General features: G+C 49.7%; 22 protein-coding genes and 7 tRNA genes. 17 read left to right on the forward strand and 12 right to left on the reverse strand.

Annotated elements, in window-relative coordinates:
• Nucleotides 1-2: 2 nt before the first annotated feature.
• From pxpA to SC127_RS00165, 7 genes are all read right to left on the reverse strand, one after another.
• Nucleotides 3-740 carry a 5-oxoprolinase subunit PxpA gene (gene pxpA, locus SC127_RS00135; protein WP_332624845.1) on the reverse strand — a complete coding sequence of 246 codons (738 nt, stop codon included), beginning with the start codon at nt 738-740 and terminating at the stop codon, nt 3-5.
• Nucleotides 730-1,662: a 5-oxoprolinase subunit PxpC gene (gene pxpC / locus SC127_RS00140; RefSeq protein WP_243078332.1), complete on the reverse strand. Its 933-nt coding sequence runs from the start codon at nt 1,660-1,662 to the stop codon at nt 730-732. Before pxpC ends, pxpA begins: the two co-directional genes overlap by 11 nt.
• Nucleotides 1,656-2,312 carry a 5-oxoprolinase subunit PxpB gene (gene pxpB / locus SC127_RS00145; protein ID WP_332624846.1) on the reverse strand — a complete coding sequence of 219 codons (657 nt, stop codon included), beginning with the start codon at nt 2,310-2,312 and terminating at the stop codon, nt 1,656-1,658. The genes pxpC and pxpB overlap by 7 nt, the downstream gene beginning before the upstream one ends.
• Before the next feature lie 158 nt (nt 2,313-2,470).
• Nucleotides 2,471-3,214 carry a type 2 GTP cyclohydrolase I gene (locus tag SC127_RS00150; RefSeq protein ID WP_332624847.1) on the reverse strand — a complete coding sequence of 248 codons (744 nt, stop codon included), beginning with the start codon at nt 3,212-3,214 and terminating at the stop codon, nt 2,471-2,473.
• A gap of 18 nt (nt 3,215-3,232) precedes the next feature.
• On the reverse strand, nt 3,233-4,660 hold the full coding sequence (gene phrB / locus SC127_RS00155) for a deoxyribodipyrimidine photo-lyase (RefSeq protein WP_332624848.1): 1,428 nt from the start codon (nt 4,658-4,660) through the stop codon (nt 3,233-3,235).
• Nucleotides 4,661-4,672: 12 nt separating this feature from the next.
• Complete coding sequence (locus SC127_RS00160; protein ID WP_215847334.1) at nt 4,673-5,629, reverse strand: YbgA family protein; 957 nt, start codon at nt 5,627-5,629, stop codon at nt 4,673-4,675.
• 156 nt (nt 5,630-5,785) lie between these two features.
• The gene (locus SC127_RS00165; RefSeq protein WP_215847335.1) at nt 5,786-5,986 is read right to left on the reverse strand and encodes a YbfA family protein; all 201 of its coding nucleotides are present in this window, start codon (nt 5,984-5,986) and stop codon (nt 5,786-5,788) included.
• A 260-nt stretch (nt 5,987-6,246) separates the two neighbouring features.
• Between SC127_RS00165 and kdpE the strand changes: the two genes are divergently transcribed.
• The gene (gene kdpE / locus SC127_RS00170) at nt 6,247-6,921 is read left to right on the forward strand and encodes a two-component system response regulator KdpE (protein WP_243078337.1); all 675 of its coding nucleotides are present in this window, start codon (nt 6,247-6,249) and stop codon (nt 6,919-6,921) included.
• 38 nt (nt 6,922-6,959) lie between these two features.
• Here the strand turns inward: kdpE and pgm are convergent, their stop codons facing one another.
• A complete protein-coding gene (pgm, locus tag SC127_RS00175) occupies nt 6,960-8,600 on the reverse strand; it encodes a phosphoglucomutase (alpha-D-glucose-1,6-bisphosphate-dependent) (RefSeq protein WP_215847337.1) in 1,641 nt (546 codons plus the stop codon).
• Nucleotides 8,601-8,625: 25 nt separating this feature from the next.
• A complete protein-coding gene (gene seqA, locus SC127_RS00180; protein ID WP_243078338.1) occupies nt 8,626-9,174 on the reverse strand; it encodes a replication initiation negative regulator SeqA in 549 nt (182 codons plus the stop codon).
• Nucleotides 9,175-9,425: 251 nt separating this feature from the next.
• Here seqA and ybfF point away from each other — a divergent pair, with 251 nt between their 5' ends.
• The 4 genes from ybfF (at nt 9,426) to fur (ending at nt 12,091) form a co-directional block, all read left to right on the forward strand.
• Nucleotides 9,426-10,190: an esterase gene (gene ybfF / locus SC127_RS00185; protein ID WP_332624849.1), complete on the forward strand. Its 765-nt coding sequence runs from the start codon at nt 9,426-9,428 to the stop codon at nt 10,188-10,190.
• A 166-nt stretch (nt 10,191-10,356) separates the two neighbouring features.
• The gene (gene ybfE, locus SC127_RS00190) at nt 10,357-10,632 is read left to right on the forward strand and encodes a LexA regulated protein (protein WP_215847340.1); all 276 of its coding nucleotides are present in this window, start codon (nt 10,357-10,359) and stop codon (nt 10,630-10,632) included.
• A 135-nt stretch (nt 10,633-10,767) separates the two neighbouring features.
• Complete coding sequence (gene fldA / locus SC127_RS00195) at nt 10,768-11,298, forward strand: flavodoxin FldA (protein ID WP_215847341.1); 531 nt, start codon at nt 10,768-10,770, stop codon at nt 11,296-11,298.
• A 349-nt stretch (nt 11,299-11,647) separates the two neighbouring features.
• On the forward strand, nt 11,648-12,091 hold the full coding sequence (fur, locus tag SC127_RS00200) for a ferric iron uptake transcriptional regulator (protein WP_215847342.1): 444 nt from the start codon (nt 11,648-11,650) through the stop codon (nt 12,089-12,091).
• A gap of 59 nt (nt 12,092-12,150) precedes the next feature.
• Here the strand turns inward: fur and SC127_RS00205 are convergent, their stop codons facing one another.
• The 3 genes from SC127_RS00205 to nagE form a co-directional block, all read right to left on the reverse strand.
• A complete protein-coding gene (locus SC127_RS00205; protein WP_332624850.1) occupies nt 12,151-12,546 on the reverse strand; it encodes a hypothetical protein in 396 nt (131 codons plus the stop codon).
• Between the two features lie 236 nt (nt 12,547-12,782).
• The gene (gene glnS, locus SC127_RS00210; protein ID WP_215847344.1) at nt 12,783-14,450 is read right to left on the reverse strand and encodes a glutamine--tRNA ligase; all 1,668 of its coding nucleotides are present in this window, start codon (nt 14,448-14,450) and stop codon (nt 12,783-12,785) included.
• A 153-nt stretch (nt 14,451-14,603) separates the two neighbouring features.
• Entirely contained in the window at nt 14,604-16,634 is a 2,031-nt protein-coding gene (nagE, locus tag SC127_RS00215) for an N-acetylglucosamine-specific PTS transporter subunit IIBC (protein ID WP_332624851.1), read from the reverse strand.
• A 335-nt stretch (nt 16,635-16,969) separates the two neighbouring features.
• On the opposite strand from nagE, the gene nagB reads away from it, so the two are divergent.
• From nagB to SC127_RS00275, 12 genes are all read left to right on the forward strand, one after another.
• Nucleotides 16,970-17,770, forward strand: coding sequence for a glucosamine-6-phosphate deaminase (nagB, locus tag SC127_RS00220; RefSeq protein ID WP_243078341.1), 801 nt, complete (start codon nt 16,970-16,972; stop codon nt 17,768-17,770).
• Nucleotides 17,771-17,833: 63 nt separating this feature from the next.
• The gene (nagA, locus tag SC127_RS00225; protein WP_332624852.1) at nt 17,834-18,982 is read left to right on the forward strand and encodes an N-acetylglucosamine-6-phosphate deacetylase; all 1,149 of its coding nucleotides are present in this window, start codon (nt 17,834-17,836) and stop codon (nt 18,980-18,982) included.
• Between the two features lie 7 nt (nt 18,983-18,989).
• Entirely contained in the window at nt 18,990-20,210 is a 1,221-nt protein-coding gene (nagC, locus tag SC127_RS00230) for a DNA-binding transcriptional regulator NagC (RefSeq protein ID WP_215847348.1), read from the forward strand.
• A 41-nt stretch (nt 20,211-20,251) separates the two neighbouring features.
• Nucleotides 20,252-21,004 carry an HAD-IIA family hydrolase gene (locus tag SC127_RS00235; RefSeq protein WP_215847349.1) on the forward strand — a complete coding sequence of 251 codons (753 nt, stop codon included), beginning with the start codon at nt 20,252-20,254 and terminating at the stop codon, nt 21,002-21,004.
• Nucleotides 21,005-21,308: 304 nt separating this feature from the next.
• A complete protein-coding gene (gene asnB, locus SC127_RS00240) occupies nt 21,309-22,976 on the forward strand; it encodes an asparagine synthase B (RefSeq protein ID WP_332624853.1) in 1,668 nt (555 codons plus the stop codon).
• A gap of 218 nt (nt 22,977-23,194) precedes the next feature.
• A tRNA-Met gene (locus tag SC127_RS00245) sits at nt 23,195-23,271 on the forward strand.
• Nucleotides 23,272-23,280: 9 nt separating this feature from the next.
• Nucleotides 23,281-23,365: transfer RNA gene (locus SC127_RS00250), tRNA-Leu, on the forward strand.
• A 23-nt stretch (nt 23,366-23,388) separates the two neighbouring features.
• Nucleotides 23,389-23,463: transfer RNA gene (locus tag SC127_RS00255), tRNA-Gln, on the forward strand.
• Nucleotides 23,464-23,498: 35 nt separating this feature from the next.
• Nucleotides 23,499-23,573, forward strand: a tRNA-Gln gene (locus tag SC127_RS00260).
• Between the two features lie 37 nt (nt 23,574-23,610).
• Nucleotides 23,611-23,687: transfer RNA gene (locus tag SC127_RS00265), tRNA-Met, on the forward strand.
• A 6-nt stretch (nt 23,688-23,693) separates the two neighbouring features.
• Nucleotides 23,694-23,768 (forward strand) — tRNA-Gln (locus tag SC127_RS00270).
• 26 nt (nt 23,769-23,794) lie between these two features.
• A tRNA-Gln gene (locus tag SC127_RS00275) sits at nt 23,795-23,866 on the forward strand.
• Nucleotide 23,867: the final 1 nt, after the last annotated feature.

Genomic DNA, 23,867 nt, shown 5'->3' on the forward strand with positions numbered 1-23,867 from the left:
ACTTAAAGGCTATTCACGGCAACCTGATGTGTCGCAAAAACATCACGCAGGCGCTGAGCAAACTGCAACGCATGCGCGCCATCGCCGTGCAGACAAACGGTTTGTGCATTCACCGCAACCCATTCGCCGCTGATGCTTTTCACTTTGCCTTGTTGCACCATTGCCAGCGTTTGTTCAATCGCCTGGGTTTCATCTTCGATCAGCGCGCCCGGTTGACCGCGTGGCACTAATGCACCGCTATTGAGATAGCCGCGATCGGCAAAAACTTCTTCACGGGTACGTAATCCGCAATCAAGGCCTGCGCGAATTAATTCGCTATTGGCAAGACCAACGACGATCAAATTAGCATCCACCGCTTTAATCGCCTGCGCTATAGCCCCTGCCAACACAGCATCCGCTGCGGCTTGGTTGTAGAGCATGCCGTGCGGCTTAACGTGCACCAATTTTTGCCCTTCGCTCTCCGCCAGGCTTTTCAATGCGCCAATTTGATAAATCATCTGGGCATAGACCGTTTCAGGTGGAAGCTGCATCGCGGTGCGACCAAAGTTTTCGCGATCGGGAAAGCTGGGATGTGCGCCAATGGCGACGCCAAACTCTTTTGCCCAGCGCACTGACTGCAGCATGGTTTGTGCATCACCCGCGTGAAAGCCGCAGGCGATATTGGCTGAACTGACTAATTGCAGCAGTGCGCGATCGCTGCCGCTGCCTTCACCTAAATCGGCGTTTAAATCAATTTTCATGAGCGAGTCCCCACACCATCTGGTCCAACGCGCGTTGCTGATGTTCACGCGCCTGTATTGCTTCTGGCAAAGTGCAGTGAATGAAGTGGATTGGATCACCTAAACGAATCTGTGCCAGATGATAAAGATCGGCTTCAATCACGCAGGCGATGCGCGGATAACCGCCCGTGGTTTGTGCATCTGCCATTAGAACAATCGGCTGACCATTAGGCGGTACTTGAATCACACCGGGTACCAAACCGTGCGATAACAGCTCACGTGGGGTTTCGCGGTTGAGCTGTCGGCCCTGCAGGCGATAACCCATGCGGTTACTTTGCGGACTGAGTTTCCATGCGGTACGCCAAAAAGCCTGCTGCGCCTCGCGGCTGAACTCGTGATACTCCGGCCCCGGCAAGGCGCGAATACGATTACCCCATAAGATTTGGCGCACACCGGCTTTCTTATCAAACTGGCGAGTTGGTTTGCCCAGCGGCAGGCGGTCCCCATCTTCCAGTTTACGCCCTTGCCAGCCGCCAAACCCCGCCTTGAGATCGGTGCTGCTTGAACCCAATACTTCCGGTAGATCAAAACCGCCATTAACAGACAAATAGCTGCGCATGCCGCGAACCGGCATCGACAGTGATAAAACCTGGCCCTTCTTCACAGGCAAACGCCAGCCGGTCCACACCGCTTTGCCATCCAGTTCAGCATGACAACCTGCGCCCGTTAAGGCAAACCAGCCGTCACGCGTGAATTCAGCTTTGAACTGACCGAGCACAATTTCCAGCACCGCGCTGTCAGGCGCATTACCCACCAGCAGGTTCGCGGTGACCATCGCTGGATGGTCGAGCACGCCGCTGACGCTGATACCATATTGTCGCCAGCCGTTACGACCGCTGTCTTGAATGCTGGTTGCCAGCCCGGCACGAAGAATTCTTAGCATACGCCCTCCTTTTGCGGCACAAACCGTACCGTATCGCCGGGACGTAACAAGGTTGGTGGTTGATTTTTTGGATCAAACAGCGCAACGCGTGTTTGTCCAATCAGTTGCCAGCCACCGGGGCTGGCGAGCGGATAAACGCCAGTTTGGCTTCCGCCAATGCCCACCGACCCTGCTGGAACCAGCACGCGCGGTTCGGCACGACGCGGCGTGTGCAAACGCTGATCTAATCCGCCCAAATAGGGAAAGCCAGGCTGGAAGCCGATAAAATAGACCACGTAATCACTGCTGCTGTGCAGCTCAACCACTTGCTGCGGCGTCATGTTGGCCTGTTCAGCCACCACGTTGAGATCGGGCCCGCTTTCACCGCCATAGATCACCGGAATGTCAACCTGACGTGATTCTGGCAACTGCGCTTCACTCTCTTCCCACCAGCGCTGTAAGCGCTCAATAGCATCCAGCGCTTTATGTTGTGGATCGCGTAACAAAATGGTGATGTTGTTCATCCCAGGTATCACTTCAAGCACTTCTTCATGCGCTTGCAGCCGTTGATTCAATCCCCAAATGCGCTGTTGGCTTACCAATGAAATCGGCGGCTCCAGTTCCAGCACAGCCGCGCGTTCGCCCAACAAATAACAACGTGCTCGTTGCAACACCCACCTCCATTTCACCTAAAATTACGCGCGCAAAAATCTTCAGGCGCGCGTTGCAGGCATTTGCTTATCGGTATAAAGCAGACAGTTATGCGAAAGTGACAGAGATGTGTCAATAGATTTAGGTCCTGCGCGAAAGTGCAGGACCCGTGAAGTGCTTAGGCGGGGTTAGGAATATCGATGAAAGTGACGTCGAGGCCGTGGTTTTCAGCCAGCCATTCGCCCAACGCTTTAATGCCCGCGCGTTCAGTCGCGTGATGTCCTGCTGCAAAGAAATGCAAACCTTGCTCACGGGCGCTGTGAATAGTCTGCTCGGAGACTTCACCGGTGATATAAGCATCAACGCCGAAGTCGGCGGCGCTGTCGATAAAGCCTTGGCCGCCGCCGCTGCACCACGCAACACGACGGATTTGCGCGGGTGCGTTATCGCCACAGTGCAGCGGTTCACGCCCCAGTTTCTGGGCAATGCGCTGAGCCAGTTCTTCCCCGGTCAGCGGCGTTTTTAATTCGCCCCAAAATACCAGTGGCATCACTTCACCGCCTACATCAATATCCAGTAACTGCGCCAGCTGTGCGTTGTTACCCAGCGTTGCATGCGCATCCAGCGGCAGATGCCAGCCATACAAATTAATATCGTTAGCCAGCAGCGCACGCAGGCGATTACGCTTCATGCCTTTAATTACCGCCGGTTCATTTTTCCAAAAATAACCGTGATGAACCAGAATCGCATCGGCGTTACGCTTTACGGCTTCATCCACTAATGCCTGACAGGCAGTAACCCCGGTAACGATAGTGTTGACTTCGGCGCGGCCTTCAACCTGTAATCCGTTGGGTGCGTAATCGCTGAAGCTGTGTGTATCCAGCTGCTGATTGACGATTTGCTCTAATTCGTAGTGATTCATTTCGGCTCCCTTGCCGCCTCAAGCCGCATTTTTTGCGCGCTCAAAGGCGTCTAATGTCTTTTTACGTGCCTCCTTATGTTCCACGATTGGTGCCGGATAATCGAGTACCTTGTTGTGTTTCTTCGCCCAAGCGTGCGGTTGGTGAATATCGCTGTCTGGCACGTCACTGAGCTCAGGCAAATAGTGGCGAATAAATTCACCTTGCTTATCGAAGCGCTCGCCCTGCGTTGTAGGATTAAAAATACGAAAATAGGGTGCAGCATCGGTGCCGGTTGACGCCGCCCATTGCCAACCGCCGTTATTGGCAGCCAAATCACCGTCAATTAATTGCTGCATGAAATAACGCTCACCGCCATGCCAGTGGAGAAGCAAATCTTTTACCAGGAAGCTGGCGGTGATCATGCGTAAACGATTGTGCATCCACCCAATATCATTCATTTGCCGCATAGCAGCATCAACAATCGGATATCCTGTTCTGCCCTCTTTCCATGCAGTGAAGTGTTCATCGTTTTGCTGCCATTCAACGTTATGTGTCCACTGAATAAAGGGCTGATGCTTGCACAACGCGGGATAAGCCACCATCAAGTGCCGATAAAAATCACGCCAGATCAACTCATTAAGCCAGACAAAAACGCGATTATCATCCAATGCCGCAGGATGTTCTTTCAGAACCCGATGCAAACACTGGCGCGGCGAAAGCACGCCGGTTGCCAGATAAACCGACAAGCGGCTTGTGCCATCAACGGCAGGCATATCCCGTGCGGATGAATAATCCAGAATCGGTTGAGTGGCGAAACGGCGTAACTGCCTCAGCGCAGCGGCTTCACCGGGAGGGAAAAGAGCCTGATCAAAGTCAGCTGCTTGATAACTAAAGGGGGGGATTTTTTTGTGAATTCTTAATGGAGCGCCGTCACGTGCTCTCGGCGCTGGAACACATTCCGGCAAGCCTTGATGCAGCCGACGGACAAAAGCTTTGCTAAACGGCGTAAACACCTTGTACATGCTGCGATCACCGGTTTGAACGCTGCCGGGCGCCAACAGCACGCTGTCATCAAAACCCTGACAAATTACGCCGTTCTCATCCAACTGTTTTTCAACTTTCGCATCACGCTGCCGCTCATTGAATTCGTATTGGTAGTTATAGAAGAGGTTATCAATTTTATGTTGCTCACAGAATGTTGTGAGGTAGTCAACAGACGCATTGAAGTCAGTGCATTGATGATAATAAAGTTCGATACCGCGATCGGCTAAAGTCTCTTGTAGCAGCAGCAAGCTTTGATAAATAAAAGCAGCCTGCTTCGGTGCCATATCATGCTGCTGCCACTGTTTCGGCGTAGCAATGTACAGCGCAATCACCTTGGCTTTGCTGTCGCGACATGCCGCGTGCAAAGCCAGATTATCGTTAATGCGCAAATCATTACGCAGCCAAACTAAATGGGTGGTCATATCAGGTCCGAATTATTGCCCATAACGCAGGCGCAGCGCTTCGGGATAGGGATCAAAGTAGCGCTGTTGAGCCAGCCATGGATGCGGATATTCCGCCATGTAGTGCTTAAGAATGGTGATAGGAACCAGCAACGGCTGTGTACCCTGACGATAATGGTCAATCAAGGTTGCCAGTTCCTGCCGCTGTGGCGAGCTGAGTTGGCGGCGGAAATAGCCTTGAGCGTGCATTAATACGTTGGTGTGATTACGCCGTGATGCAGGATGCGACATCAGTTCCATCAGGCGATTGCGATACTCAAAAGCGAACGCTTCCAGCGAATCCCACTGGCTCATTGACGCGACAAAAGGCCCCAACTCACGGTATTTTTCTTGAGAATGCGCTAAAAGCAGCAATTTATAACGGCTGTGGTACGCAATGAGACGCGCACGCGTCAAACCTGACTTCCACATTTGATTGAATTCGTGCAACGCACAAATGCGTCCTACAAAGTTTTCGCGCAATGCAGGATCGTGCAGGCGTCCATCCTCTTCAAGTGGCAGCCAAGGCATCTCTCTACGCAGAAACTCGGTAAAAATGCCGGTTCCCGCTTTGCGGTTGTTGTTGGATTCAGGCTCGTAAACGCGCACGCGTTCCATGCCACAACTCGGGGACTTAGCACACAGAATGTAGCCACACAGATGATGCATTGCTTTCACCCGCTGTTCAGACCATGTGCGCATTTCCTGCGTAACCTCTTCTCCCCCATCTTTGCTGAAGCAGAGATGCAGATCATCGTCTTCTTGCTTTACTAAACGTAATGCTGGACGTGGCGTGGGAAGACCAATCGCCATTTCTGGACAAACAGGTTCGAAGCGCACAAACGGCGTGAGCTGTTCCGTTGCGAAGGTTAATCGCTTGTGACCACCATCAAATCTGACGGTATCGCCAAGCAGGCAAGCACTGATCCCAACTGGAATTTTCTCACTCATACTTGTACAACCTCTGAAATCTTGTAGAGGTTTAAGTGTAGCTGAAAATTATTTGGCTGTAAGGGATTGAAGGTTAAGTTTAGAGAAATTCTGAGAAGATAATGCTTAAAAAAAAAGCCCGGTAAAATGACCGGGCTGACTATTTGGATGGGTAAATTACCAAAAAATTCCTCCTGCCGCTTCTGACTGCGCCAGCCAAACGGGTTTAGCGCTGGTTTTACACCACACGCGATGCAGATAACTGTAAAAACGGGCGCGATCTTTACGGAAAAGCATGATCGGTAACGCCATAACGCCGAGTAAAATCACCAAGGCACGACGCAAAATAATTTTGTTGCGTGAATAAGCGGGATACATCGTTTGCCTCCTTTTTAAGCGTAATAAGTGAGTAAATGTGATCTGACTCTAATATTACGCCCAGCTGTGTAATTTTACTACTCATCCGACCACCCTCCAGACCAAATTTATCGCTTTTAAGAATGCACGCCGTAAGTAAGTTACACACTTGTAATGGCGTTGTTTCTTTAGTGGTTATTTTCTCAATTGAACATTCACGGACGCGCTGATCATTTGTTGTTAAAGTAGCGAGTAAATGTTGATTTGATGGCAGGTTGCACGTGGCTACGGTTTTGATCATTGAAGATGAAAAAGAAATACGTCGTTTCGTTCGACTGGCATTAGAAGGCGAAGCCTTAAAAGTGTTTGATGCGGACACCCTGCAACGTGGCCTGATTGAAGCCGCCACACGCAAGCCGGATGTGGTGATTCTCGATTTGGGTTTGCCTGATGGTGATGGAAACATGTTTATCCGTGAACTACGGCAATGGAGCGCCATTCCGGTGATTGTGCTGTCGGCGCGCAGTGATGAACAAGATAAAATCGATGCGCTGGATGCCGGTGCGGATGATTACCTGACCAAGCCCTTTGGGATTGGCGAGTTACAGGCGCGAGTGCGGGTGGCCTTACGTCGTTTTAGCGGCATTAATCCTGAGCCTAAAGTGGCGTTTGCAGACGTGACCGTTGACCTTGCTGCACGTCGCGTGATTCGCGCAGGCGAAGAGATTCATCTCACTCCGATAGAGTTTCGTTTACTGGGCGTTTTGCTGAACAACGCGGGCAAGGTGATGACTCAGCGTCAATTGCTTAGTCAGGTATGGGGGCCGAACGCGGTCGAACACAGCCATTATTTGCGTATCTATATGGGACATCTGCGGCAAAAGCTGGAGGGCAACCCGACTCAGCCGCTGCATTTGCTCACCGAAACCGGGATTGGTTATCGATTTATGCCATAAAAAAAGGCGCCAGCGGCGCCTTTTTCATTACACCTTTATCAGGCGTTTTTCAGCACTTCGCTGACGATTTCTACTGCTTCTTTCTCGATCTGTGCGCGATGTTCAGCACCAAGGAAGCTTTCACAGTAGATTTTATAGGCGTCTTCAGTGCCAGAAGGACGCGCTGCAAACCAGCCGTTTTCCGTCATCACTTTCAGACCACCAATTGAGGCACCGTTACCAGGCGCTGCAGTCAACCGTGCGGTGATCGGATCACCCGCCAGCGTGTCTGCACTCACCATTTCTGGCGACAGCTTAGAGAGCGCCGCTTTCTGTGCCGATGTAGCAGAAGCCTGCAAACGGTTGTAGCTTGGCGCACCAAAGCGCTGAGCCAGCTCATCATAATGTTGCTGCGGGTTCTTACCGGTCACAGCCGTAATTTCAGCGGCCAGCAAGCACATAATGATGCCGTCTTTGTCCGTTGACCATGGCGTACCATCGAAGCGCAGGAAGGATGCACCCGCGCTCTCTTCGCCGCCAAAACCGAAGCTGCCGTCGAAAAGACCATCCACAAACCATTTGAAACCAACCGGTACTTCTACCAGTTTACGACCAATGTCATTAACAACACGGTCGATCATCGCACTGGAAACCAGCGTTTTGCCTACGGCAACTTCTTTGCCCCATTGCGGACGATTCTGGAACAAATAGTTAATCGCTACCGCCAGATAATGGTTTGGATTCATCAAGCCCGCAGGCGTAACGATACCGTGGCGATCGTAATCAGGATCGTTACCAAATGCTAAATCGAATTTGTCGCGGTAAGCCAACAGGCCCGCCATTGCGCACTCGGACGAGCAATCCATACGCACCACGCCATCTTTATCAAGATGCATAAAGCGGAAGGTTTGATCGATAGCATCGTTAACAATGGTAAGATCTAACTTGTAGTGCTCTGCAATGCGCTGCCAGTAAGCCATACCGGAGCCGCCAAGTGGATCGACACCAATTTTCAATCCCGCTTTCTGGATTGCGGCAAAGTCGATAACCTGCGCTAACCCTTCGACGTATGGCTGGATCAGATCTTTTTCTACGATATGACCACTTGCCAGCGCTTCATCCAGCGGCAGACGTTTGACTTCTTTCAAGCCATTTTTGATCAGCTGATTTGCACGATCTTCCACCACTTTGGTGACATTGGTATCAGCTGGTCCACCGTTTGGTGGGTTGTACTTGATGCCGCCATCTTCAGGCGGGTTATGGGATGGCGTAATAACAATGCCATCAGCCAGCGCGCCGCCAGACTTATTATGTTCAAGAATTGCGTTGGAGATCGCAGGCGTTGGCGTATAGCCATTATCCTGCTGAACAATAACGTCAACGCCGTTGGCCGCCAGCACTTCCAGCACCGACAAAATAGCGGGTTCTGACAGCGCGTGGGTATCTTTACCTACGTAGCATGGGCCAGTAATGCCATTCTTTTTGCGCTCTTCAGCAATCGCCTGCGCGATAGCCAAAATGTGCAGCTCATTGAAGCTTTGACGCCCTGCGCTACCGCGATGGCCAGATGTGCCAAATTTCACCGCATGTTCCGGGTTCGCCACATCAGGCTTCAGGACATAATACTGTGATGTTAATTGTGCAACGTTAATCAAATCGCTCTGCTGGGCAGGCTGCCCGGCACGGGGGTGATTGGCCATTGGCGCTTCTCCCTGACGCTTCAGTTTAAATGGTGCCGCAAACTTTCTCTGTCAGTTCCGGCGGGAACTGCATTGATAGCATGATGTGTTCGACCATGCTGCATTTGCGACCAGTATTGGTATTGGTGATCACCCAGTACGGCGTGCCAGGAACGTGCTTTGGCTTCGTGTGGGTGCCATTCTGCAACAGCGTGTGCTCATCGCCCGCAAAGTAAACGCGAGTACGGCCTTGCAGCGAGGCAGTTGCCTCGGCAAACGCTTCGGTATCAAGACGATAGAGTGTTGACAAAATCAGCATAAAGCGATTAACCGCTCGCTTCTGCTCCGCATACTCATCAGAAAGCATTAGCTCACGCATGGCTCGCACGCGATCTTGCGGGCGCGATTCTACACGCGCAGCTTGCGCGTCATTTACGTCTGGCTTCGCCGCGTTTGGCGCAGCCGCTGCAGGTGCCGTTTGACCGGCGGTAAACTTCAGCATGCGACGCAGAATATCTGATGCGCTTTCGCCAATATGTTGCGTATGGCTGGCAATATAACGGTAGAGCTCTTCGTCAACTTCGATCGTTTTCATCTTATTCCGTACGGTTTTTTACTCATGACAGAACCATGCATTACCTGAAAAGCCCTTAGCAAAGTTTGGCAATTCGAAATGTGAGCGGATTCTAACATCAGGATTATAAAGTTAAATTCAGGTGGGCTGTTAGCATTCAAACGGTTTATGGGCAAAAGTCAGAATATGTCCTAATGCCGCTGGAACCGGCGCGCCTGAAAAGGTGAATCCATGATAACCTAAGCTTAGGTCTCAAACTTAAGAACTTTGCCATGATTTTGAACGCCCGTCTGCAAACTGAACAATCTACTGTTGATTCCCGTCCCATCCTGCTTATTCATGGACTTTTTGGCAGCCTTGATAACCTTGGCGTGCTGGCACGTGGATTAAAGGATGATCGTCCTCTCATCCAGGTTGATGTCCGTAATCATGGCATGTCACCGCGCTCTGAGGAGATGAACTACGCTGTAATGGCGCAGGATATGTTTGACACGCTGGATGCGCATGGCATCGATCGCGTTTCTGTCATAGGTCACTCTATGGGAGGCAAAATAGCCATGACGATGAGCGCACTGGCTCCCGAGCGCATTGAACAGATGGTTATGATTGATATCGCTCCGGTTGATTATCAAACCCGTCGTCACGATGAAATTTTTGCTGCTATCCGGGCGGTCACAGAATCTGGCGTTAAGCTGCGCAGTGCAGCGGCTAATGTTATGCGCAACGTGATCCATGAAGAAGGCGTGATTCAGTTCATTCTCAAATCTTTTCAGGATGGAGAATGGCGTTTTAACGTGCCGGTACTGTGGGACAATTACGCGACCATTTCTGGCTGGAAAGATATTCCGGCTTGGCCACATCCTGCGTTATTCATTCGCGGCGGTGATTCTGCCTATCTGGATAATCAGTATCGCGATGCTTTACTGAAACAGTTCCCGGCAGCTCATGCACATGTGATTAGCGGAGCGGGACATTGGGTGCATGCTGAGAAACCTGATGCCGTTTTACGCAGTGTTCGTCGGTTTTTTGCGCTTTAAAAGCAATTACCTGGCGGTGAAAGTTTAGGATTGGCGTACGCGGTTAGCGTGGAGTATGATGGCGCGCTAAAAATTTGCCGACGGCTATTTCTGCCGCGGTAAGGGCCAATAATTTATAATCTGCGCAGCGTAAACGCCGCTCGCGCCCATTCAGTTTCACTAAGCCATGGCAAAAGAACACACTGACCGCACCACGCTCGATCTGTTTGCTGAGGAGCGTCGTCCCGGTCGCCCTAAAACCAGTCCGCTTTCGCGCGATGAACAGCTGCGTATAAATAAACGCAATCAACTGAAACGTGACAAAGGGCGCGGGTTACGCCGTGTCGAGCTTAAAATGAACAGTGAAGCCGTTGAAGCACTTAATACGCTGGCGGAACAACGCAATCTCAGTCGCAGCGAATTGATTGAACAAATGTTGCTGCAACAACTCAAACTAGACTGACACGAGCAAAACGCACGCAAAAACAAATGTCACGGCTTTACAAGTTCCGCGCTTTTGTCACGTCTGCTATTATTCGCAGAAATGTGCTGTTTTAGCACACATCTCATCATCAGGATTTAAGAGGTTATTTTACCCATGGCACTCGTAGGCATCTTCTTTGGCAGCGATACCGGCAACACCGAAAACATTGCAAAAATGATCCAGAAACAGCTGGGTAAAGACGTTGCGGAAGTGCATGACATCGCGAAAAGCACCAAAGAAGATCTGGCAGCGTTTGATATCTTGCTGCTGGGCATCCCAACCTGGTATTACGGCGAAGCGCAGTGCGACTGGGATGATTTCTTCCCAACGCTGGAAGAGATCGACTTCAACGGCAAATTAGTCGCGTTGTTTGGTTGTGGCGATCAGGAAGATTACGCAGAGTATTTCTGTGACGCGATGGGCACCATTCGTGACATTATCGAGCCTAATGGCGCAGTGATTGTTGGACACTGGCCGACTGAAGGCTATCACTTTGAAGCCTCTAAAGGCTTGGCCGATGATAAAAACTTCTTGGGTTTAGCGATTGATGAAGATCGTCAGCCAGAATTGACCAACGAACGCGTTGAAAAATGGGTTAAGCAGATTTTTGATGAGCTACAGCTCAAAGAGATTATCGAAGCTTAATGCTTACTGATTCGATGTGGGCGCTGGCTCACATCGAATCAGTGGAAATTCCTATAGAAATAATAGCCACATTTTTTTAACTTTCTTCGTTTAATCTGTAGAATACCCCTATCGGTCATCCGCTTATTTCTCTGGATATGAGATGAGGCTGAACGAAATGTTAACAGACCTCTGTAGAAATCCTCCCCGGCTCGGTAAATTCCTCACAGCTAATGGTGATTTCCAGCATTTCACTCGGTTTTCATTTCGTTGCTTCGGTTCTATAATGAGACGCAAATGAGAATGGGTGTAGATCGACATTCAAGGCCAAGCGCCACAAAAGTGATTAAAGTAACAGGACAAAATCCGCATGACTGACAACAATACCGCATTAAAGAAGGCTGGCCTGAAAGTCACGCTGCCCAGACTTAAAATTCTGGAAGTGCTTCAGGAACCTGAATGCCATCACGTCAGCGCGGAAGATTTATACAAACGCCTGATTGATATGGGCGAAGAGATTGGTCTGGCAACGGTTTATCGCGTATTAAACCAGTTTGATGATGCTGGCATTGTAACCCGTCATAACTTTGAAGGCGGCAAGTCTGTTTTTGAGTTGACGCAACAGCATCACCACGATCACCTGATTTGCCTGGATTGCGGCAAAGTGATTGAGTTCAGCGATGAGTCGATTGAAACGCGCCAGCATGAAATCGCTACCCGCCATGGCATCAAATTATCCAACCATAGCTTGTACCTTTACGGTCACTGCTCACTGGGTGATTGTCGCGAAGACGAAACGCTTCACGACAAGTAAGTTGCTCTGCATTGATATGAAAAAGCCGGTTAATAACCGGCTTTTTTTGTCTCTGGCTTTCAGGCAACGAGCGTTTCCTGCAAGTAGCGCCAACGCGGAATCGAGGTGCTGTAATCTAAAATCGCCAGTGAAATGCGGCTCTGATTTTGACCGTTCATCATTTGCAGTTCACGATATTGAATGATGACTTCATTTTCTTGCTCAGAAATCACCACATGTTCACTGGTCGCAATACGCATCCCTTCACGCTGACCTTGTAGTTGAAGAAAAAGCGCTTCAGTTTCGTTTAAATTCAGTTGCCTTCCTTGCGGCGTCACCATACAAAAGTCGGGATGAAAGTGCGAAAGCAGAAGATGAAAGCTATCATCCGCTGTCGCTGTATTATTGAAAATACGTTCAATTAGTTGATGTAAAACTACGACACTGTGTTTAGCTTCCTGGGCGAGAACGGTCATTTTTTTTCCTTTTGTAACCCGCATAGCAACGCTTGAGAGCGCTTAGCCTACCTGAAAAAAAGCAATTCACACCTTGTAATTGATTAATTTTACTAAACTAAGATTTCTCCCAGATATGCTTGCAGGGTCAATTTGATGTAAAGCAGCATATCTGGTTGTATTGACAGGAATCGCAGTAATAAAAAAGGGCGATTAATCGCCCTTTTGTTTTTTTATCGTGTCGGTAATCGAAATTTTTAATCGCCGATTTTTGCCCAGGTATCACGCAATCCCACAGTGCGGTTAAACACTAGCTGTGAAGGCTTTGAATACACGCTGTCAGCACAGAAATATCCTTCACGCTCAAACTGATAAGGTGAGGTCACTTCAGCATTTCGTAGGCCAGGTTCGACAAAACCGTGTTTTATTTCCAACGAATTTGGGTTGATGGCAGCAAGAAAATCTTCTGCCGCACCAGGATTCGGTACGCTGAACAAACGGTCGTAAAGTCGGAATTCGGCAGGTAGCGCATGCTCAGCAGAAACCCAATGAATCACGCCTTTAACTTTGCGGCCATCAGCAGGATCTTTACTTAACGTGTCCACATCGCACGTGCAATAAATGCAAGTGATATTGCCGTCTTCATCCTTAGCTACACGCTCAGCGCGAATCACATAAGCATTACGCAGGCGTACTTCTTTACCCAGCACCAAACGCTTGTACTGCTTGTTCGCCTCTTCTCGGAAGTCAGCACGATCGATCCAAATTTCACGGCTAAACGGAGCTTCGCGCGTGCCCATTTCTGGCTTGTTTGGATGATTTGGCATAGTGATAATTTCGTTATGGCCCGCAGGCAAATTCTCAATCACCACTTTTAAAGGATCCAACACCGCCATAGCACGAGGTGCATTTTCATTCAGATCGTCACGAATACACGATTCCAGCGAAGCCATCTCAACGATATTGTCTTGTTTGGTCACGCCAATACGACGGCAGAACTCACGAATAGAGCCCGCCGTGTAACCGCGACGACGCAGGCCTGAAACGGTCAGCATGCGCGGATCGTCCCAGCCTTCTACATGCTTTTCACTGACTAATTGCGTCAGCTTACGCTTCGACATCACTGCATATTCCAGATTCAGACGTGAAAACTCGTACTGACGTGGATGAACTGGAATAGTAATGTTATCCAAAACCCAGTCATACAAACGACGGTTATCCTGGAATTCCAGCGTACACAGCGAATGGGTAATGCCTTCCAGCGCATCGGAAATGCAGTGGGTAAAGTCATACATCGGATAGATGCACCACTTATTGCCCGTCTGATGATGTTCAGCAAACTTAATGCGATACAGCACAGGATCGCGCATCACAATGAAGTTAGATGCCATATCGATCTTAGCGCGCAGGCAGGCTTTACCTTCCTCAAATCCACCCGCACGCATTTTTTCAAACAGTGCCAGGTTCTCTTCTGGGGTGCGATCGCGGTAAGGACTGTTTTTACCCGGCGCCGTTAAGGTGCCACGGTACTCACGAATCTCTTCAGGCGTGAGTTCATCCACATAGGCCAGGCCTTTATTGATGAGTTCGACCGCATAGTGATAAAGCTGATCAAAATAGTTTGAGGAATAACAAACTTCGCCACTCCACTCAAAGCCCAGCCATTGCACATCACGCATGATGGATTCAACGAACTCCACATCCTCTTTGACCGGATTGGTGTCGTCGAAACGCAGGTTGCATTGACCCTGGTAATCTTGAGCAATACCGAAGTTCAGACAAATCGATTTTGCATGACCAATATGCAGATAACCATTAGGCTCTGGCGGAAAACGGGTATGCACGCTGCTGTGCTTGCCGCTCGCCAAATCTTCGTCAATGATTTGACGAATAAAGTTAGTTGGGCGGGCTTCAGCCTCACTCATTACAAAAATCCTCAATACGAATAGCGGGTGATTTGTACCACGAAGTATCGGAGTATGATCCACAAAGCGTCGTAGGGAAACAACCGTTTGTTAAGCGTTTAAATCAAAAAGGCAGGAATCGCTTCCTGCCTTTGGGGTTGTGTCGCGGAGTAATTAACCTATTACTTCATACAGTCGGGTTTCGCCGGCAATCACCTGTCCGCTGGCTAACAGATTCAAACCGCCAAATTCATCACTGTTGCTTACCACAACAGGACTGATCATGGATCGTGCATTGGCATTAAGGAATTCAAGATCCATTTCCAGCACCGGCTGGCCAGCAACGACCGTTGCGCCCTCTTCGACTAAGCGTGTGAAGCCTTTACCACCTAGTGCCACGGTGTCCAGGCCCATATGCACCACGATTTCAACGCCATTATCCGTTTCAAGGCAGAACGCATGATTGGTGGTGAAGATCTTCACAATGGTCCCCGCAATCGGCGCAACCACCCGCTTATCGGTAGGCTTGATCGCTAAACCTTCGCCAACGGCTTTGCTAGCGAAAGCTTCATCCGGCACTGCATCCAGAGCCACAACCTCACCGCTGACTGGTGAGACCAGTGTGGCAATGACTTTTTTATCGCTGTTCAATACGGCTTGCGGCTTAGTCTCTGTCGCCGCTGGCGCGCTACTATTACTCGCTGCGGCAGCCACCGGACCTTTGGTCAGCACGCGTTTCATCGCAGAAGCAATGCTTTCAGCTTGCGTCCCTACAATGATTTGTACGCTTTGCTTATTCAGACGAATCACGCCCGATGCGCCAAGACGTTTAGCCACACCTTCATTGATTTGTGCAGAATCTTTCACATTTAAACGTAGACGCGTAATACACGCATCGATAGCTGTCAGGTTTTCAGAACCGCCGATCGCACCGATATAGCGGCGTGCCAGAGACTCCGTCGCGTTTTCGCCATCGCCCGTTTTATCAACGTTAACGTCGTAGCCATCCGTCTCATCACCCGCAACGGCTAATTCACGGCCAGGCGTCATCAGGTTGAATTTCAGGATTGTGAAGCGGAATACCACGTAGTAAAGGGCAAAGAAGACCAGACCTTGTGGGATCAGCATGTACCAGTGAGTGGCTAATGGGTTACGGGTTGAAAGCACCATATCCACTAAACCGGCACTGAAACCAAAGCCCGCAATCCAATGCATGCTCGCGGCGATGAAAACAGAAATACCGGTTAATACGGCATGGATGAAAAACAGTACCGGCGCCACAAACATGAAGGAGAATTCCAACGGTTCGGTAATTCCGGTAAAGAAGGCTGCAAACGCAGCTGCCAGCATGATCCCGCCAACTTTGGCGCGGTTTTCTGGGCGTGCACAGTGAAAAATTGCCAGCGCGGCGCCTGGCAAGCCGAACATCATGATCGGGAAGAAGCCCGCTTGATAGCGACCTGTGATACCCACTGTTGCGCTGCCATCAGCCAGAGATTGCGCACCGCCAAGGAATTTAGGGATATCGTTAATGCCTGCAACATCAAACCAGAAAACCGAGTTCAATGCATGATGCAGGCCAACCGGAATCAATAAGCGGTTAAAGAAGGCGTAAACCCCTGCACCAATCGATCCAAGTTTTTGTATATGCTCACCAAAGCTGACCAGGCCACCAAAAATAATCGGCCAGATGTACATTAAAATGAACGCGACCAGAATCATCAGGAATGAGACCAGAATAGGCACCAGACGACGACCGCTGAAGAAAGAAAGGGCTTTAGGCAACTCAACATGGCTGAAGCGGTTATAGACTTCGGCCGACAAGATACCGACAAGAATGCCGACAAACTGGTTATTTATTTTGCCAAATGCAGCGGGAACTTGTTCCACGGGCATTTTCTGAATCATTGCTACCGCAGCGGGTGAACAAAGCGTGGTAACGACGAGGAAACCGACAAAACCGGTCAGAGCGGCTGCACCATCTTTATCTTTAGACATGCCGTACGCCACACCAATTGCGAACAGCACAGACATATTTTCGATAATGGCAGCACCCGATTTGATCAATAAAGCTGCTAGCGCATTACTTGCGCCCCAGCTGTCAGGATCAAGCCAGTAACCAACCCCCATTAATATCGCTGCCGCTGGCAGGGTTGCTACCGGCACCATGAGCGCACGGCCAACCTTCTGTAAATAACCTAACATTTGCCCTTCCCCCTATGAGACACGCTTATTGCTTTGTTGCCGCTTACTCTTTTTTTGTCAGCAACAAAGATCTGTAATAACACTTTTGGTCACGCTGCGAGTGTAATGATAAATTAATTCGCCTCGCAAATTAAAGCCGCGCTTTCTGTGATTTTTATCACCAAAAAACGTCTCTTGATGCAGCTGCGTCTGGCTATCACGCCAAACTTATTTTATGATCCAAAATATCAAGGCGCAGAATTACCATGGCGATAACGCGTAATCAGTTTAGGCTGATTATTAGCACAACGGTACAGCGTCTAACCTTTCCCAATTCTTTAATATTGAGGTGAAACATGAGACTGATTCCTTTAGCCACGCCGACTCAAGTAGGCAAGTGGGCTGCACGTCATATCGTCAACCGCATCAATGCCTTTAATCCAAGCGCCGATCGCCCTTTCGTTCTCGGCTTACCTACCGGCGGAACGCCGCTAGAAGCGTATAAACATCTTATTGAGATGCATAAATCGGGCCAGGTTAGTTTCAAGCACGTAGTGACGTTCAACATGGACGAATATGTTGGCTTACCGAAAGAGCACCCAGAAAGCTATCACAGTTTCATGTACCGTAACTTTTTCGATCACGTTGATATTCAAACAGAAAACATCAACCTTCTGAATGGCAATGCGCCTGACATTGACGCAGAATGTCGCCAGTATGAAGAGAAAATTCGTGCGCTGGGTAAAATTCATCTGTTTATGGGCGGCGTCGGCAACGACGGACACATTGCCTTTAACGAACCAGCCTCTTCTTTGGCTTCCCGCACGCGTATCAAAACGCTGACACACGATACGCGCGTTGCCAATTCACGCTTCTTCAACGGCGATGTTGATCAGGTGCCAAAATACGCCCTGACTGTGGGTGTTGGCACGTTACTGGATGCCGAAGAAGTCATGATTTTGGTGACGGGCCATGTCAAAGCGCAGGCGCTGCAAGCGGCGGTTGAAGGCAACGTTAACCACATGTGGACCATTAGCTGTCTGCAACTGCATGCAAAATCCGTTGTGGTTTGTGATGAGCCCTCCACGATGGAATTAAAAGTGAAAACGGTTAAATATTTCCGCGAGATGGAAGCGGAAAATATGAAAGGTGTTTAAGACTACGTTGTAGATGTCTGCTGTTGCCCTTAAATCAAAGCAGGCCTAGCCGGGAGAAGAAAGATGTATGCATTAGTTAACGGTCGTATTTACAGCGGCCATGAGATTTTGGACAACCACGCAGTGGTTATTGCTGAGGGTAAGATTGAGCGTGTTTGCTCTCACGAGGCGCTGCCCGCAGATATTGAGCAGCGCGATGTCTCAGGTGCCATCATCGCTCCCGGTTTTATCGATCTACAGCTGAATGGTTGCGGCGGCGTGCAGTTTAATGACGACATTGATGCGCTCAGCATTCAAACGCTGGAAATTATGCAGCGCGCCAATGAAAAATCGGGTTGTACCAGCTACCTTCCTACCTTGATTACCAGCAGCGATGCGTTGATGAAGCGCGCCATTGAAACCATGCGTGCTTATCTAAACAAGCATCAGCATCAGGCGCTGGGATTGCATCTTGAAGGTCCGTGGTTAAGCACGGCGAAAAAAGGCACCCATAATCCTGCGCTGATCCGTTTGCCCGATCCTGAAATGGTGCAATTCCTGTGTGATAACGCAGACGTCATCACCAAAGTGACTTTGGCACCAGAAAACGCCGGTAGCGATGTCATTCGTCAACTGACTGATGCGGGTATTATTGTCTCTGCAGGCCACTCAAACGCAACCTATGAAGAAGCCAAAACAGGTTTTTCAGCGGGTGTGACCTTTGCGACGCATCTCTATAATGCCATGCCTGTTTTTGCTGGTCGTGAGCCTGGTCTTATCGGTGCGCTGTTTGATTCGCCTGATGTATACTGCGGCATTATTGCCGATGGTTTACATGTTCATTACGCTAATGTGCGTAATGCAAAACGGATTAAAGGCGACAAACTGGTGTTAGTGTCCGATGCCACCGCACCGGCTGGCGCAGACATCGATAAATTTATTTTTGCAGGTAAAACAATATACTATCGTAACGGCCTGTGCGTGGATGAGAATGGCACGCTGAGTGGTTCAGCATTAACCATGATTGATGCCGTGCGAAATAGCGTCGAACATGTCGGCATTGCATTGGATGAGGCGTTGCGTATGGCGACACTTTATCCTGCACGGGCAATGGGCGTGGAAAAACAGTTGGGCACGATCGAAGCAGGAAAAATCGCAAACCTGACTGTGTTTACACGCGACTTTAAAATCACTAAGACGTTTGTCAATGGAGACGACGTCCTGAGCGAGTAAGCACTGAATGACCACTGGCGGCCAGACACAAATAGGAAATGTCGATCTTGTCAAACAACTCAATAGCGCGGCCGTTTATCGGCTAATCGATCAACAAGGGCCGATTTCGCGCATTCAAATTGCCGAATTGAGTCAGCTTGCGCCCGCCAGCGTCACAAAAATTACCCGCCAACTGATTGAGCGCGGCCTGATTAAAGAGGTGGACCAACAGGCGTCCACCGGCGGGCGCCGCGCGATTTCCATCATCACTGAAACCCGCAACTTTCATACCATCGGCGTGCGTTTGGGCCGTAACGACGCCACGCTAACGCTGTTTGATCTCAGCGGGAAATCACTGGCTCAAGAAGATTATGCGTTGCCGGAACGTACGCAAGAAACGTTGGAGCACGCGCTGCTGAATGCCGTCGCCGCCTTTATTGAACTCCACCAGCGTAAAATCCGTGAGCTGATTGCAATATCGGTGATTCTCCCCGGCTTAGTTGATCCTATAAACGGCGTGATTCGCTATATGCCGCATATTTCAGTCAGCCACTGGCCTCTGGTTGCCAGCCTGAAAAAACGCTTCAACGTGACCAGTTTTGTCGGCCACGATATTCGTAGCCTGGCGCTTGCTGAGCACTATTTCGGTGCAAGTCGTGATTGTGCTGACTCTATTCTGGTGCGTTTACACCGCGGCACTGGCGCAGGCATCATCGCTAACGGACACATCTTTCTGGGTAGCAATGGCAATGTCGGCGAGATTGGTCATATTCAGGTCGATCCTTTGGGCGAGCGCTGCCATTGCGGTAATTTCGGCTGTCTGGAAACCATTGCTGCAAATGGCGCGATCGAAAATCGCGTACGCCATTTATTGAGTCAAGGCTATCCCAGCGTGTTGACGCAAGATGATTGCTGCATGCCTCAGATTTGCAAAGCTGCAAATCAGGGTGATGCGCTGGCATGTGAAGTGATCGAATATGTCGGCCGCTATTTAGGCAAAGCCATCGCGATTGCGATTAACCTGTTTAATCCGCAAAAAGTGGTGCTGGCAGGTGAAATCACCGATGCGGAGAAAGTGCTGCTGCCCGCGATTGAAGGGTGTATCAATACTCAAGCACTTAAAGCGTTTCGCAAAAATTTACCGGTGGTGCGCTCACAGTTGGATCACCAATCTGCCATTGGCGCTTTTGCGCTGGCAAAACGTGCCATGCTCAATGGCATCCTGCTGCAACATCTTCTCGAAGACTAAGTCGAGCCTGCCAATCTGGCGGGCTGCATCGGAACGAAACTATGACAATTAAAAACGTAATCTGTGATATCGACGGCGTGCTGATGCACGACAATACCGCTGTGCCCGGCGCTAAAGAGTTTTTACAACGCATCGTGCAAAAAGAGATGCCGCTGGTGGTACTCACCAATTATCCCTCACAAACCGGTCAGGATTTGGCTAACCGCTTTGCCTCGGCAGGTATTGATGTACCGGATTCGGTTTTTTATACCTCAGCAATGGCCACTGCAGATTTCTTGCGTCGTCAGGAAGGCAAAAAAGCCTACGTTATCGGTGAAGGTGCGTTGATTCATGAGCTTTATAAAGCGGGATTCACGATCACTGACGTCAATCCCGATTTTGTTATCGTGGGTGAAACCCGTTCGTTCAACTGGGATATGATGCATAAAGCCGCTTTTTTTGTTGCCAGTGGCGCACGCTTTATTGCAACCAATCCAGATACGCATGCACGAGGATTTGTCCCGGCCTGTGGCGCGCTTTGCGCAGGCATTGAGAAGATTTCTGGCCGCCGCCCTTTCTACGTGGGTAAGCCAAGCCCCTATATTATGCGTGCTGCACTCAATAAAATGCAGGCTCACTCCGAAGAGACGGTGATTGTCGGAGATAATTTGCGTACAGATATTCTGGCAGGCTTTCAGGCGGGACTTGAAACGATACTGGTGCTTTCTGGTGTTTCAACCTTGAGTGATATTGATGCCATGCCTTTCCGTCCAGACTGGATTTATCCTTCTGTGGCCGATATCGACCTGTTCTGATTCATTCTTCTTATGACGCAGCGATAAGAATGTGCGGTGCGTCATCTTTTCTTGCTGAAAACCGCCACACCCGTGATTAAATAACGACCAATTTCGTTATTTAATTATCGATTCATCAATTAAATGGTGATTTTATTGATGAATCATCAAATATATCGCACTACCAACAATCTTTTTATCAGTAAATCATGATTCCTCTTGCATTGGATGCATGAAATAGCGCATTTTCTTATGCATCAGGCAGCGACAGGCTGCTGCAAACACAAAAGATAACATCGCCGTTAGGTAAGCTCAGGAGTCAGTTATGTGTTCAATTTTTGGTGTGCTGGATCTTAAAACCGATCCTGTTGAGCTGCGCAAAAAAGCGCTGGAATGTTCACGTTTAATGCGTCATCGCGGACCAGATTGGTCAGGTGTCTATGCGGATGACCACGCGATTCTTTCACATGAACGCCTCTCAATTGTCGACGTCAATAACGGCGCACAGCCGCTGTATAACGCCGACCACACTCACGTGCTGGCTGTTAACGGTGAAATCTATAACCATCAGGCGCTGCGTGCAGAATTAAGCGATCGCTATCAGTTCCAGACCGGGTCTGACTGTGAAGTGATCCTGGCGCTTTATCAGGAAAAAGGCGTCGACTTCCTGGATGATTTGGAAGGCATGTTCGCATTCATCCTGTATGACAGCGTTAAAAACACCTACCTGATTGGCCGCGATCACATCGGTATCATTCCGCTGTATATGGGTAATGATGAGCACGGCAACCTGTATGTCGCGTCTGAAATGAAAGCGCTGGTGCCGGTTTGTCGCTCTATCAAAGAATTCCCGCCGGGAAGCTATCTTTCCAGCACTGACGGAGAAATCCGCCGTTACTGGCAGCGTGACTGGATGGAATATAAAAACGTTGAGCATAACGAAACCGATGCTGCGGGCCTGAAACACGCACTGGAAGAATCAGTGAAAAGCCATTTGATGTCTGACGTTCCTTACGGCGTGTTGCTTTCTGGTGGCCTCGACTCGTCCATTATTTCTGCGGTGACCAAACGTTATGCAGCAAAACGTGTTGAAGATCAGGATAAGAGCGATGCGTGGTGGCCACAGCTGCACTCTTTTGCCGTGGGTCTTGAAGGTTCACCGGATCTGAAAGCAGCGAAAGCTGTGGCCGAACATCTGGGCACCGTGCACCATGAAATTCATTTCACCGTGCAGGAAGGTTTGGATGCCATCCGCGATGTGATTTACCACATTGAAACTTACGATGTCACCACTATCCGCGCGTCTACGCCGATGTATCTGATGTCACGTAAGATCAAAGCGATGGGCATTAAAATGGTGCTGTCGGGTGAAGGTGCGGATGAAGTCTTTGGCGGTTATCTCTACTTCCATAAAGCGCCGAACGCGAAAGAGTTCCATGAAGAGAACGTCCGCAAGTTGCTGGCACTGCATATGTTCGACTGCGCACGTGCTAACAAAGCCATGTCTGCATGGGGCGTGGAAGCGCGTGTCCCCTTCCTGGATAAGAAATTCCTTGATGTCGCCATGCGCATCAACCCGAAAGATAAGCTGTGTGGCAGCAACGGTAAGATGGAAAAACACATCTTGCGTGAATGCTTCTCTTCTTACCTGCCGGAAAGCGTGGCGTGGCGCCAGAAAGAGCAGTTCTCAGATGGTGTAGGCTACAGCTGGATTGACAGTTTGAAAGAAGTTGCTGCGAAGCAAATCAGCGATCAGCAGCTGGCGACGGCGCACTTCCGTTTCCCTTATAACACGCCAAACTCTAAAGAAGCCTATCTCTATCGTGAAATCTTCGAAGAGCTGTTCCCGCTGCCAAGCGCTGCTGAATGTGTACCAGGCGGACCTTCAGTAGCCTGCTCTTCTGCAAAAGCGATTGAGTGGGATGAAGCGTTTAAATCAATGGATGATCCTTCAGGTCGTGCGGTTGGTGTGCATCAATCTGCTTATAAATAAGCAAGATAATTGATTTGAAAATGGGCCCTTTGGGGCCCATTTTTTTTGCCATTCGCCTTGTAAATACTGAATAATTGCCGAATAAACCATCAGCCTGGTTATAAGCCAAACAAACAGGCGCTTTAAGGTAAAAAACGACAAAAAAATTGTTGACGCTGTCTGGTCAACTCCGCATAATGCGCCCCGCAACGCCGATGAAGGTTGCGCGAAAAAAAGATGGCTACGTAGCTCAGCTGGTTAGAGCACAGCACTCATAATGCTGGGGTCACAGGTTCGATTCCCGTCGTAGCCACCATCTTTTTTTGCGGGAGTGGCGAAATTGGTAGACGCACCAGATTTAGGTTCTGGCGCCGCAAGGTGTGCGAGTTCAAGTCTCGCCTCCCGCACCATTTCATGATTCGGCAAGCGTGGATGGGGTATCGCCAAGCGGTAAGGCACCGGCTTTTGATGCCGGCATTCCCTGGTTCGAATCCAGGTACCCCAGCCAATTTTCGAAGTTTCTCGTGGTTGCGAGTCGACGAATGGGATATCGCCAAGCGGTAAGGCACCGGTTTTTGATACCGGCATTCCCTGGTTCGAATCCAGGTATCCCAGCCATCTTCGAAAAAGCAAAGCAATAAACGCAATAAAATTAGGCTACGTAGCTCAGCTGGTTAGAGCACAGCACTCATAATGCTGGGGTCACAGGTTCGATTCCCGTCGTAGCCACCATTTTATTGGGGTGTCGCCAAGCGGTAAGGCACTGGTTTCTGATACCAGCATTCCGGGGTTCGAATCCCTGCACCCCAGCCATATAAAGACAATTTGATTCCCATTATTGGGGTGTCGCCAAGCGGTAAGGCACTGGTTTCTGATACCAGCATTCCGGGGTTCGAATCCCTGCACCCCAGC

Origin of the sequence: Pantoea sp. T14 (assembly GCF_036663535.1) — a bacterium.
GTDB lineage: Bacteria > Pseudomonadota > Gammaproteobacteria > Enterobacterales > Enterobacteriaceae > Pantoea > Pantoea phytostimulans.